Here is a 12,842-nt window from a genome sequence, read left to right as displayed (position 1 = left end):
ATCCGATCGGGGCTCCTTGTTCTGCATCCTTAAGGTCCTACCAGGCTTCGCTGACACAGCGGACATAATCTTGCCCAACTCCCGTCCTGCTGCATCTGTTTCAGGACTCGGGCAAGGGGTTCAATCAGCGCCTGATGCTGTTTGTTCAGCAGAAGATATAGATGACGCTCCAGCAATACTTCTGAACGATGCAGGTGTTGTCGTAATCCGGGCCCCAGCAACAGCGTCAGCGCCTGATCCTCGTACAGCAGCACATCCAGATTCCCCAGTCTGACCAGTTGTGACAGCTGCACATCATCATGGAGAGGCACCACGCTGCCGAACAGCGCTGCCCGGCTGTCAAACACCTGCCAACCGGCCGGATATGTCACTTGGTGATCCTTGAGGCCTTCCCAGCCATCGATCTTGAAATCGGGTTGCAATGAATAGGCGTGATAACTGGAGCGGTATACAGGCACCGGAACCCGGATCAGATTCGGGTGGAGTTCGTCCACTTGGGCGGTGCGTAAGAAGTGGCCGTCGACCCGACCACTGTCAGCCAACATCAGCGCTCGATTCTCAGGATAAATTTCCACCACGGCTCGTTGGTCGATCCGTCGAAACGCCTCTTTCAACAGCAGATCAACCTGACCCCTACCTTCCTGATCGGAAAACGGTCGTTCCAGGTAGCTGCTCAAACGCAACGGATCCGCAGCCAGCGGGCCTTGGAAAATAACCGTCAGGACTAACGCAAACAGCGATCGAAGAAACACTACAACATAACCTAAGCGACTGAGCCCACGAAAAAATCAGCTTACACTAGCGGTGCCCTATATTATAGTTGCGCACGCCGAACCGAACAGATATGAGGGATTGCAGTTGGCCGCCCAAATCGCCGTTGTCCTTAAAGGCTACCCGCGTTTATCCGAAACCTTTATTGCCCAGGAGCTATATCAACTGGAACAACGGGGGCTGGAGCTGATGATCGTCTCCCTGCGCCACCCGACCGATCGTGACACCCATCCTATCCATCAACAGATCCAGGCACCGGTCCTCTATCTACCAGAGTACCTGCACCAGGAACCGTTACGGGTCATTCGCGGGTTCTTCAGTGCCCTGAGACGCCCCGGTTTCGGTCGTGCGCTTCGCAGCTGGTGGAAAGACCTGCGTCGCGAACCCAGCCGCAACCGCATCCGCCGATTCGGCCAGGCCCTGGTGCTCAGTCGTGAGCTTCCCGCCAGCGTACAGCAGCTCTACGCCCACTTTATCCATACCCCGGCATCGGTAACCCGCTACTGCGCCCAGATTGACGCGCTACCCTGGAGCGCCTCGGCCCATGCCAAGGATATCTGGACCCTTGAGGACTGGGAGCTGCGCGAAAAGCTGGCGGAACTGGAGTGGCTGGTCACCTGTACCCAGGCCAATACCGAACACCTGAAAGGCTTGAGCGATGATCCAGAGCGGGTTGAGCTGCTCTACCACGGGCTCGACTTCGATCGCTTCCCGGCACCGAAACAACAGCAAAATAACAAGACAGCAAGCCGTGACGGCAGCGATCAACCGGTACGGTTGATCTCGGTTGGCCGGGCGGTAGAGAAAAAGGGGTACGACCACCTGCTGAATGCACTGGCCGCTCTGCCGCCGGAGTTGAACTGGCATTTTACCCATATCGGCGGCGGCACCCTGCTCAACAAGCTTCAAGCCCAGGCCGCCGAGTTGGGTTTGAGCGATCGGATCGACTGGCTCGGTGCGCTGCCGCAACTGGAAGTGCTGGAGCGCTACCGCAACGCCGATCTGTTTGTATTGGCCAGCCAGGTCATTGGCGACGGGGATCGCGACGGCCTGCCCAATGTGCTGATGGAAGCCCAGAGCCAACAGCTCTGCTGCCTGGCCACCAACATCTCCGGCATCCCGGAGTTGATCGACCACCGACACACCGGTTGGTTGGTCGAACAGCGCGATGTGGCGGGACTGAGTGCCGCACTGGAGCAGCTGATACGCCAGCCGGAGCTGCGTCAGCAGCTGGCCGAAGCCGGTTATGACCGGGTCACCGAGGGTTTCTCGGTCCATCGCGGAATCGATCAGTTGATGGATAAATTCACCCACCTGAACGGCGCGACGCCGGATCAACGGGATGGAGCCGCACAATGAGCCGGAGGCTTGACGGCCGCAGCAACCAATCGGCGATTCCAATCGCCTTTTATGCCCCGCTCAAGCCCCCATGCCACCCCAACCCTTCCGGTGACCGACTCATTGCCAGACTGATGCTGCAGGCGTTGGCCAAAGCCGGCTTCGAACCGCAACTGGCCAGCCGCTTTCGCAGCCGCGAGGGCCAAGGGGACCCGGTACACCAGCGGCGTCTAAAAGCAGTGGCTGTACAGTTGGCCGAGCGCCTGATCCGACGCTATCGAAAATTACCCAGGGCGCAACGTCCGCAGCTCTGGTTCAGCTACCATCTGTACCACAAGGCACCTGACTGGATCGGCCCTCGGGTCAGTCAAGCCCTCGGTATCCCCTATGTGGTGGCCGAAGCCTCCTACGCCGCCAAACAGGCCGACGGGCCCTGGGCTATCGGATTAGCCGATACCGCCGCAGCGATCGGGCAGGCCGAGCTGATCCTCAGCCTCAACCCCCAGGATGATGAGGGCCTGCGCCAATGTCGCGCCGATGCCCCGCTCCGACGGCTCTACCCCTTTGTTGCCAATGCGTCCGACTCAGCCGTGGATAACCGGCGAGAACAGCTGGCCCAACGCCTACAGCTGGACCCCAATAGCCGCTGGTTGATCTGCGTTGCGATGATGCGCCCCGGCGACAAGCTGCATTCATTTCAGTTGCTGGCAGATTCGCTGCAACAGCTGCCAACCCAAGATTCAGCAGCAGGCTCCAATTCAACACCGCCCCAGCCCTGGCAACTCCTGATCGTGGGGGATGGCAAGGCACGCGATCAGGTCGAGCAGTTTTTTGCCCCACTACAAACCCGGGTTCGTTTTTTAGGCCGTCTGCAGCCATCTCAGATCCAACCGCTGCTGCAAGCCAGCGATCTGTACGTCTGGCCGGCGGTCAACGAAGCCTTTGGGATGGCTCTGCTCGAAGCCTTACAGACAGGCACTCCGGTCCTGGCCGGCGATGAAGGGGGCGTTTCCTCGCTGGTTGAAGACGGCAACAATGGCTGGCTGACGCCGGCCCGTGATAGCAACGCCTTTGCCCAGACGCTTCAGCAGTTACTGGAGCACCCCGAACGACTGACCAAAGCCGGAACCCATGGCCGTGATCGGGTTGATCGATACCATAGCCTGCAGGCCGCCGGGCAACGTCTTCAGCAACTGCTGCTGCCGTTGATCGGCCCGACAGCCTCCGGCTTTCAATCTGATACCAGGAAGCCGAGCGATGCTTGAACTGCTGCTGATTCGCCATGCCGCCACCGAATGGAACGCCGAAAAGAAGCTGCAGGGCCGACGCGATATCCCGCTCAGCCAGATCGGCCGCGACAGCTTGAGCCAACGGACCATCCCTCCCGAGCTGCGGCAACGAGACTGGTTCTGTAGCCCGCTGCTCCGAACCCAACAAACGGCAGCTCTGCTGGGTATCCCGCACCCCACCCTGAGCGATAGCTGGATCGAAATGGACTGGGGCAACTGGGAAGGCCAACGGATCACCGAGCTACGCCAACAGCAGCCGCAACTGATGAAGACCCAGGAGCAACGTGGCTTGGACATGACCCCGCCCGGCGGTGAATGTCCGCGTCAGGTGCGCCAACGCCTACGCGCCTGGCTAGCCACCCAAGACCCTCAGGACTCGTTGAAGCGTATCGGCGTAGTGACCCATAAAGGCGTAATCCGCGCCCTACTCAGTGATGCGCTGGACTGGGACATGCTGGCCAAGTGTCCGATCAAGCAGGACTGGCAGTGCGCGCTGATGCTGCGTTATCAACAGGGCCGCTTGTCGCTCCAACAGCACAACATCAGCCTGCTGACCGATGGTGATTGAAAACCGATGCGGTGATCAGCTAGCCGGATCGAACAGCTCGGCACCGGTTAGCCAACGCACCGGCTGATCCTCAAGAAAACGGAACAGGCGTTCCAGAAAATCCCAGCAGCCCTCGTCATGGGCCAGATGGTGGCTCATCAGCCCAGTGGCTTCCTGCGGGTCCACCTCGGCCAAGCGCCTTTGACGCAGATGGTTGATCAGCTGTCCCAGCACCTGGGCATCACCGGCGAAACGGCGACCCTCGCGCCAGTTGATCAGATCGATATGGACATGGTTCAGCCGCAAGCCGGAAACAATCGCAGCCTGCCGTGGCCCCAGCGTCGACAAGCCGACAAAGTGTCGGGGCCGGAGCTGATCCACTAATGTCTCACTGAGGCGATTCCAGGGTGGAACCAGGGCCGGAACAAATGCCTGCCCCAACAATTGGGTCAGGTGCTCTCTTCCCCGGGACAACTGCTCGACGATATCGGTCAGCGGTCGATCATCCCCCAGCTCGCACTTGCGCTTCGAAGCCGGCGCATGATTCTGGTGGCTGTAACCGTGCTGCAGCGCCTGCAGCCCAAGTGTACGCTGGAACAGCGGCTTCAGACTCTCATCGGCACCGGCGGGAATAACGGCCAGACTCAACGGTATCGAAAATTTACGACTGAGCCGGCATAGCCGCTGCAACGCCTCGCTGTCCTGTTCGGCATCATCATCGCGCCACCACAGCGTCGGCGTGCGTGCTAGCGCTCGCCAGCAACCCAGCTCATCGGCTAACAGCTGCCAACTCTGGCTGTCATCAATCGACGTTGGATTCATCGTCGCCTCGGGAAGTGATCAGAAAAAGGTTACTTGTCGGGAGTCTCATACAACTGCTGCAGAATAGACGCAGACTTGGCCGCACCGTTGCAGTCGAGTTGAAAAGGATTACCGGCAGGCGCGTTCAGAGCGTTGATGATTGCTGCACAGATCGCCTCAGGGCCTAATTGCGCTTCGCTAACCCACTGACAGAGCCCCAGCTCCGCCAAGCGTTCGGTTCGGGCTCGCTGCTCGGTTTCTCCGCTGCCCTCGAAGGGTACCACCACGGCACGTGGACGCGCCGACAAAAGATCCATCAGGGTGTTGTAGCCCCCTTGGGAGATCGACAGCCGACAAGCCTTGAGCAGATCCACAAAGTCCGGCCGTAGCGGTTCCATAATCACTCGATAGCGATCAGGATCGGCGGCCCGGGCCAACGCCTGGAGCTGCTCGGTTTGCTGTTCGGTCATGTTCGGCCCCAACAACAACCGCCAACACACCGGCTCCCCATTGGCACTCAACGCCTGGGCCTGCTCGGGTAACCTCAGCGCCTCCAAGCAGGCTTTCATCAAGCTAAACCCAACCGCACCGCCACCGGCAGACACCAACACCTCATTACTGCCACCACCGTCTTTATGGCGGGACGAGTCCTGTAGTTCGGTCACATAACCGGTGTAATGCAGCTTGTCGGCCAGCTCGGTGCTACGCGGGAAGGAGTCATGCAGCGGAATAAATGCCGGATCACCGTGAACCATCACCGCATCGAAATGGGCCGCCAGCAGATCCAGACTCTCCTGTTCCCGTTCCGGTTTACGTCGTTGCAGAATATCGCGAACCGAACAGATGCGAATGGGCGGCTTCTCCAGCGCGCCGGCTCGGATCAGCAAGGGTTTCAGCTCCCAACGCAGCTGACGCCGTCCGAACGGATAGTTTTCGATCACCAGCAGGTCCGGCTTGACCCGCTCCAATGTCTGCAGCAGCTGCTCACGACGCTGTTGCTTGAAGCCCTCGCTAAGCGGTTGACCCTGTTGGTCGACCAGGGCGGAAAAGGAGGCATCGCAGGCGCGCACGGGCGGTAGCTGAATCAGCTCGGCGCCATCGAAACCAAACTGTTCCACGGCTTCACCACCGCTGACCACACTCACCTGTAATCCGGCCTCAAGCCAACCGCGAACCAATAACGAGGCCCGCTTGATATGGCCGATGCCCAGCAGATGTTGAACGTAGAATAGGACCCGGGGCGAGCTCATCGTCGCGACATCAGCGCCAGTGCTCGCTGACAGACCTTATCCAGCCCGTTTAGAAAACATTCCGCCACCAACTCGCGGGGCGGCGATTGCTCCAGCAAGGTCCGCAGTGCTCGATGCATATCAGCGGCATCGATCCCCTTGCGCGGATCCAGCAGGCTGACCAGCCCCAGTGCACTGGCTTTCTCGGCCCGGATCAACTGCTCTTCGCGGGGACGGGTACGTGGAATCAGCAGCGCCGGTTTGTTGAACGACAGGATCTCGCAGAAGGTGTTGTAGCCCCCCATCGCAACGACCGCCGAAGCCCTGTCGATCAGGGACTCCATCAGGTTGTCGAAGGTAACCAAACTGGCGTTTTCGATCTGATTGATCCGCTCACGGAACGCCTGTTGCTCAGCCAGCGCCATAAAAGGGCCAAGCACAAACAGACCATGGGGCAGGCTCTGGGCGTCAAGCTCATAAGCGCGCAGCACCCAGTCGACCATCTCGACCCCGTCTCCGCCACCACCCGGGGTGATCAACAGGTAGTCATCCGGCAGCTCCAGCAGATGTTTAGAGGCGAGCGTTTCGGGAACTTCGCGCTGCAGGTAACCGGTGTAATGGGTCATCTGCTCAACCTGCGGAGGTAACTCCAGCCCGTCCAGCGGATTACCCATGGAACGGTCGCCGTATACCCAGACCTCGTCGTAGTATTCCTGCAACGCGGCGCCGGCACCTTTGGCCTCCCACTCCGGCCGTAACAAGTGAGGCGCATCAAGGACATCGCGAATACCCAGCACCGTGGCCACCCCTTTCTGCTTTAACAGCTTGAGGGTGCTTTCCACTTCGCCTTTCAGTCCCAGGGGCTCTTTATCGACCAGAAACAGGTCCGGTTCGAACGCCTCGGCGGTATGCAGAATAATCGATTCACGCATCTTCAGGGTATGCTGAAGATCGATATGGAGTCCCAGCGAGGTATACTCGCCATTGTGAAGTTTGATGACGCCGGGAATACGAACAAAGTCGACGCGGGCCTTGAAGTCGAAGCGACCAATGATGGGAGACCCGGTTAGAATCAAAACCGACAGCCCCTTGTACTGCTCCACCAAGGCATGAGCCAGGGTGCGACAGCGGCGCAGATGCCCCAAACCAAAGGTGTCGTGGCTGTAGATCAGCACCCGGGCGTTGTCGAGCTTATCCGGCAGTGGCAAATCGGCCATCTTACTGCATTCCATCCACAGAGAAACGGCAATCTTAGTGGATCAATCGGGCCTTTACAATCGGCCCCCGCACTGCACAATTCAGGATACAGTTGCATAAAACCACTATAAGAACAGTAACATCCACCCAGCTCTATCGTCTAAGCTGAGCACCATATAGCGTACGGAAGTTACCATGACCCTCAACCCGGAAAACACCAAACCGCAAACGGACCTGCACGCACGTAAGCCTCCTACCCGAGCCAGCCAGCTGACCGGTCGTCTGAAACAGTCGCTGATAAAGCATCAGGCCGGTAGTGAACGCCTGGTGGCCTGGGTTCAGTTCTTCGTGGTGGTCACTTTCTCACTACTCTATTCGCTGGCCCCTAAAACCTTCACCTCCGAGGCCGAATTTGCACCGGTCCCCTGGGTACTGGGCGCCTACTTCTTGTTCACCGTGCTGCACCTGTACGTCTGTTACCGGCGCCTGCCGCCGGATTGGTTCACCTACCTTTCGATCGCCGTCGACATGGCGCTCATTTACGTTTTAATCTGGAGTTTTCATCTGCAGTACATGCAACCGCCCTCGTTCTACCTGAAAGCCCCTACCCTGCTGTACGTGTTTATCTTTATCGCGCTGCGGACACTACGCTTCGAGGTCAAGTTCATCCTGTTTGCCGGCGGCTCGGCTATTTTCGGCTGGCTGCTGATGATTCTGTATGTGTTTACCGCCGATCCCGGTAACACCATGGTGACCAAAGACTATGTTCAGTATCTGACGTCAAACAGCATGCTGCTCGGTGCCGAATTCGACAAAATTATCAGCATGCTGATCGTGACACTGGTGCTGGCCACTGCCGTTCACCGCAGCAAACGACTGCTGCTGAACTCCATTATTGAAACCCGGATGGCTGAAGATCTGTCCCACTTCGTACCCGATCAGGTGCTGCATGGCCTCAGCCACAGCGACGACGCCCCCCAAGCCGGCCAGGCCAGCCGTTATCAGGCCGGCATCCTGTTTATCGATATCGCCAATTTCACCACGATGAGTGAAAAGTTCACCCCGGAAGAGGTGGTTTCAACCCTGAACGATTACTTCACCGAAGTCGGGGCGATCATGGAGCGCAATGGCGGGACCATCAATCAATTCCAAGGGGACGCGATTCTCGCCAGCTTCGAACAGTCCCACGAAGGGCACAACAGTTCCGAGTGTGCGATCAAAACCGCGCTGGAGATTCAACAACGGCTTGAACAAGCCCGCTTCGGCGACCAGCAGCTCAAATTAAGCAGTCGCATCGGCATCAACAGCGGCGAAGTCGTTGGTGGAATGATGGGATCACAGAACCGGCTGATCTATACCGTCCATGGTGATGCCGTCAATCTGGCAGCCCGACTGGAACAGCATAATAAACAGATCGGCAGTAACATCCTGGTATCTCGCGACACTCGCCTGGCCTGTCGTGACGGCATGTTCGAGTTCAGCCCCGAAGGCGAGGTAAAAGTAAAAGGACGGGATGCCATCACCCAGATCTATTCGGTGAAACCCGCAACGACTACGAATTAACCGGCTAGGGTTTCAGGGGGATCCTGACATTCGGGCCGGGCTTCCAGCAGTTCAATCAGCTGGATAATGTTCTGTCTCGCTGCCGGCTCGTGATCGGCTCGAAACTGGGCATGATGGTAAAGCTGCGGTCGCCGGATCAGCTCACGTAAAAATTCCAGCTGAGCACGATAGTCACAGACGGGATTGATCAGCTGTCTTTCCTCGTGGCAGCGCACGGTATCACGCAGGTATTCCGCCCAGGGGCGGGCAAAGCTGGCCAAATCGATATCCAGCATCAACGCCTGCTCCGGATCTTCTACCGGTGTCTGATGGGTGGTCAGCGCGATCATGGTGCAGATCTTTTCCAGCCGCTCCGGCGCCATTCGTCCCTGTGCCAGCTCCCGCAACAACAAGGCGCCGCGCTCTTCATGCCCCTTGGGATCCGGTCCGTAGCAGGCATCGTGGAACCAGATCGCCAGTTCTATCGCATCCGGATCATCAATCGTATGACGGTATCGATCCAGCCACAGCAGACACTGCTCGATATGACTTCCATCGTGGTAACGCCGACAAGGCTCACTGTAATTGGCCTTCAGACGGTCGAAGACCACCTCGCCATCCGACTCCTGGTCGGGGTTGAGGTTGCGCATCCACAATTGGCTGAAACGACAGGCATCCATCTAAGGGCCTCCACACACCTGAGTGGCCAGTTGGCGTTGCAGCAGGTTATTGGTCTCCTGCGCTTCGGCCAATTTATCCGATAACTGGCGCATGACATCCAGGGCAACGTCAGAATTGCTGGTCAGCAACTTGACGAACATATCACCTTCGATACGCAGTACTTTCAGCCCATCCCGCGCTCGAATTGCAGCACTGCGCCCCTGTTTTGAAATAACCGCCATCTCACCGATTAGATCCCCCGAGGTACGGGTCAGTATCACTTTCTCGGTACAGGCTTCTCCGTCACAGTCGGGTTTGGCCATCACCTCGGCCTCCCCCTGCATGATCAGGTAGACATCATCGGCGGGATCATCCTTACGGAACAGATAGTCCCCACCCCGGTATTCAACCAGGCGACTGGTAAAGGCCAACAGTTTGAGCTTGGAGTCATCCAGCTTAGACAGCATAGGAATACTACGTAAGAACTCTACTTCCTGGTTGATATCCAAATCCGACTCCCAACAACGGAAAACTAAGAGCCTCGCACTGGAGCTCCTACGGTGTCAAGCACACAAAAGGGCCCCGGAGAAAAACCCCGGAGCCTCAGATAAGTGTAGATGAAAGCGTACTTTGGTGACGAAATTATGTCAGGGACGCTCAAGCGCGCGATATTCTTTTTCCCAGCGCTTGGCTTCTTTCTTGGAAGGGCCGCCGACGATACCCAGTGCGTGGCGGACTCTGGCACGGCTCAGATCCGGACCCAACAAGGCCATCGATTCGATCACAGAAACCGACGCAGCGCTGCCTGATACAGCCACAAACAACGGCGCCAACAGATCCCGAATCTTAAGATCCATCGCCTTGGACAGGCCGTTCAGGGTCTGGAAAATGGCATCCTTATTCCAGTGGCGAAGCGCCTCCAGATCCCAGAGTGCGTATTGCAGCACCTTACGAACCTGCTCCGGCTCCAGGCTCTTGTGGACGAACTGCTCTTCGTCCAGATCCAGCATTCCAGCCATAAAGAAGCCGGCCAGCGGCACCACGTCGGAGAAGGTCTCCACTCGCGGCTGAATCAGCGGAATGATCGGCATCAGGTAGTCACGATTCAGAGCCCATTCCTTGACCCGCTCGGCGAACGCTTCGGCATCCAGCCCTTCACGAATCCACAGGCCGTTGAGCCAACGGAGTTTTTCGGTATCGAATACCGGTCCGCCCAGCGAGACGCGTTGAATATCAAAGGCGTCAAACATCTCCTGACGGCTGAATTTTTCCCGCTCATCGGGCATCGACCAGCCCATCCGACCGAGATAGTTGAGCAACGCCTCAGGCATAAAGCCCATGCGCTGGTAATACAGGATACTGGTCGGATTCTTACGCTTACTGAGCTTGCTCTTGTCCGGGTTACGCAGCAGCGGCATATGACACAGATGCGGCATCTCCCAGCCAAAGTACTCATACAGCAACTGGTGCTTGGGCGCCGAATTGATCCACTCCTCGCCCCGCAGCACATGGGTGATCTTCATCAGGTGATCATCGACCACGTTGGCCAGGTGGTAGGTCGGCATGCCGTCGGCCTTCATCAACACCTGCATGTCGACCTGGGTCCAGTCGATCTCGATCTGGCCGCGCAGCATGTCATTGAAGGTACAAACCCCTTCGCGAGGCACCTTCATCCGGACCACATGGGGCTCACCACTTTCTACGCGACGGGAGACCTCCTCTTCGGACAGGTGCAGGCAGTGCCCGTCGTAGCCCAGCTGCTGCTTGTTGGCCATCTGTTCTTTGCGCAGCTCATCCAGCCGCTCGGAACTACAGAAACAACGGAAAGCATGGCCCTTGTCCAGCAACTGCTGAGTATGCTCCGCATAGATTTCACTACGCTCACTCTGACGGTAGGGACCATGGGGGCCACCGACATCCGGTCCCTCATCCCATTCCAGCCCCAGCCAGCGCATCGAGTCCAGAATCATCTGCTCAGACTCCGAAGTACTCCGGGCCTGGTCGGTGTCTTCGATCCGGAGAATAAACTCTCCGCCTTGCTGGCGGGCAAACGCCAGGTTAAACAGCGCAATATAAGCGGTACCTACATGCGGATCACCGGTAGGAGACGGGGCAATACGAGTACGAACGGTCATATCTGGACAGATTCCGTGACTAGAAACATTAAAGGAGGCGCATTATAGCGGAGCCGGACAAAGCAATGCCAATGGATGGTTGTCTACGACTCCAATTTGGTTACACTATAACATTACATACAGCTCGCTGAGTTTTTCTCAAATTTCAGCGCCAATCCAAAACCCAACTATCAACAAACTGAACCCAAACCATGCCGCATTTTTCTGTTGCCGCTCTGTTACTGACGGCGGTCTTTAGCCTTTTTTCTGTCCAGGCAAGAGCCTTGGACGTCGTCGCCACCATCCAGCCGATTAAGCTCCTGGTCGCCGAAATTACCGACGGCGTCGTGGAACCCAAACTGCTGTTGCCGGCGAACACCTCGCCCCATGATTTCCAGCTGAAACCATCCCAGCGACGGACCATCCAGCAGGCCGATGTGATTTTCTGGATCGGCCCGGAGATGGAGATGGCACTGAACAAGCCCCTGGCCCAACTTGATGATCACACGGTGCTGGTGACCCTGGCCGAAGGCGCTCTGGATAGCGAGGCGCTGCACCAGAAGCATGATGAACATGAGGCTCACGAAGAACACGAAGCCCATCAGGATCATGACGAGCACGAGGAGCACAAAGAGCACGGTTCTCACGATGAAGAGCATGCTCACGACGATCATGAGGCCCATAAGGAACATGCGGAACACGAGGAGAGCGATCATGACGACCACGCTCAGGAATCGGCCAGCCATGATGGCCACCACCACGATCACGGTGAAGACCTGCACCTGTGGCTTGATCCCCATGAAGGCGAGCGCATAGCCAAGCTGGTTGCCGAGACACTCAGTCAGGCAGATCCGAAAAACCGCCCCAGGTACCAGCAAAATCTGGCTGCGTTTCTGACCGAACTGGAACAGCTGGATAAACAGTTGAAACAGCGTTTGGAGCCCCTGGCTGACAAGGGTTACTTCGTCTTCCACGACGCCTATAACCGTTTTGAGGCCCACTACGGACTCAGTCACCTGGGCGCCATCACGATCAGCCCTGAGCGCAGCCCTGGAGCAAAGCATGCGGCAGAAATTCGTGAGCGTCTGATCAAGCATGAAGCGGTCTGCGTATTCAGCGAGCCGCAATTCCCCTCGCCCTTGGTAAGGAACCTAATCGAGGGAACCGATGTAGACAGTGGCGTACTGGATCCGATGGGTGGCCAGGTAGCGCAAGGCCCTAAGGGCTACCTGCGTTTTCTGGAGCAGATGGCGGCCGACTTTGAAGCCTGTTTGGGTCAGTCCGACAAATAATTTAGCCGTCAACGGAACTTTGACTGAGCGACCCAGTCACAGGAAGCAGAGGCACATGGCCG

At 57.7% G+C, this 12,842-nt stretch carries 12 protein-coding genes; 5 read left to right on the top strand and 7 right to left on the bottom strand.

The features are described from left to right. Positions 1–29 precede the first annotated feature (29 nt). Positions 30–677, bottom strand: a complete 648-nt coding sequence (locus ACO05M_RS08250) for a hypothetical protein (RefSeq protein WP_421870079.1) — start codon at positions 675–677, stop codon at positions 30–32. A gap of 181 nt (positions 678–858) precedes the next feature. Here ACO05M_RS08250 and ACO05M_RS08245 point away from each other — a divergent pair, with 181 nt between their 5' ends. Genes ACO05M_RS08245 through ACO05M_RS08235 form a run of 3 tightly spaced genes read left to right on the top strand, consistent with a single transcriptional unit; the run spans position 859 to position 3,966 of the window. After that, a complete protein-coding gene (locus ACO05M_RS08245; protein ID WP_421870076.1) occupies positions 859–2,130 on the top strand; it encodes a glycosyltransferase family 4 protein in 1,272 nt (423 codons plus the stop codon). After that, entirely contained in the window at positions 2,127–3,374 is a 1,248-nt protein-coding gene (locus ACO05M_RS08240; protein ID WP_421870073.1) for a glycosyltransferase family 4 protein, read from the top strand. The genes ACO05M_RS08245 and ACO05M_RS08240 overlap by 4 nt, the downstream gene beginning before the upstream one ends. Then, positions 3,367–3,966 (top strand): histidine phosphatase family protein, encoded by a 600-nt coding sequence (locus ACO05M_RS08235; protein ID WP_421870070.1) that lies wholly within the window; start codon positions 3,367–3,369, stop codon positions 3,964–3,966. Before ACO05M_RS08240 ends, ACO05M_RS08235 begins: the two co-directional genes overlap by 8 nt. Before the next feature lie 15 nt (positions 3,967–3,981). On the opposite strand, the gene ACO05M_RS08230 is transcribed toward ACO05M_RS08235, so the two are convergent. The 3 genes from ACO05M_RS08230 to ACO05M_RS08220 are packed head-to-tail and all read right to left on the bottom strand — an operon-like array spanning position 3,982 to position 7,192. Further along, positions 3,982–4,767: a polysaccharide deacetylase family protein gene (locus ACO05M_RS08230; RefSeq protein ID WP_421870067.1), complete on the bottom strand. Its 786-nt coding sequence runs from the start codon at positions 4,765–4,767 to the stop codon at positions 3,982–3,984. Positions 4,768–4,796: 29 nt separating this feature from the next. Further along, positions 4,797–5,996 carry a glycosyltransferase family protein gene (locus ACO05M_RS08225; protein WP_421870064.1) on the bottom strand — a complete coding sequence of 400 codons (1,200 nt, stop codon included), beginning with the start codon at positions 5,994–5,996 and terminating at the stop codon, positions 4,797–4,799. Continuing rightward, positions 5,993–7,192, bottom strand: a complete 1,200-nt coding sequence (locus ACO05M_RS08220) for a glycosyltransferase family protein (RefSeq protein WP_421870061.1) — start codon at positions 7,190–7,192, stop codon at positions 5,993–5,995. The genes ACO05M_RS08225 and ACO05M_RS08220 overlap by 4 nt, the downstream gene beginning before the upstream one ends. 175 nt (positions 7,193–7,367) lie before the next feature. On the opposite strand from ACO05M_RS08220, the gene ACO05M_RS08215 reads away from it, so the two are divergent. Next, positions 7,368–8,735, top strand: coding sequence for an adenylate/guanylate cyclase domain-containing protein (locus ACO05M_RS08215; RefSeq protein WP_421870058.1), 1,368 nt, complete (start codon positions 7,368–7,370; stop codon positions 8,733–8,735). On the opposite strand, the gene ACO05M_RS08210 is transcribed toward ACO05M_RS08215, so the two are convergent. The 3 genes from ACO05M_RS08210 to gltX form a co-directional block, all read right to left on the bottom strand. Then, a complete protein-coding gene (locus ACO05M_RS08210) occupies positions 8,732–9,394 on the bottom strand; it encodes a hypothetical protein (protein ID WP_421870055.1) in 663 nt (220 codons plus the stop codon). The two genes, ACO05M_RS08215 and ACO05M_RS08210, sit on opposite strands and share 4 nt — an antisense overlap. Beyond that, entirely contained in the window at positions 9,395–9,841 is a 447-nt protein-coding gene (locus tag ACO05M_RS08205) for a cyclic nucleotide-binding domain-containing protein (RefSeq protein ID WP_421870052.1), read from the bottom strand. 180 nt (positions 9,842–10,021) lie between these two features. After that, the gene (gene gltX, locus ACO05M_RS08200; RefSeq protein ID WP_421870048.1) at positions 10,022–11,509 is read right to left on the bottom strand and encodes a glutamate--tRNA ligase; all 1,488 of its coding nucleotides are present in this window, start codon (positions 11,507–11,509) and stop codon (positions 10,022–10,024) included. A 263-nt stretch (positions 11,510–11,772) separates the two neighbouring features. Here gltX and ACO05M_RS08195 point away from each other — a divergent pair, with 263 nt between their 5' ends. Next, positions 11,773–12,780: a zinc ABC transporter substrate-binding protein gene (locus ACO05M_RS08195; RefSeq protein ID WP_421870045.1), complete on the top strand. Its 1,008-nt coding sequence runs from the start codon at positions 11,773–11,775 to the stop codon at positions 12,778–12,780. The last annotated feature ends 62 nt before the right edge of the window (positions 12,781–12,842 follow it).

Source organism: Motiliproteus sp. (assembly GCF_965230735.1).
Classification (GTDB): Bacteria; Pseudomonadota; Gammaproteobacteria; order Pseudomonadales; family Balneatricaceae; genus Motiliproteus.
This window is presented reverse-complemented; position numbering and strand designations above follow the sequence as displayed.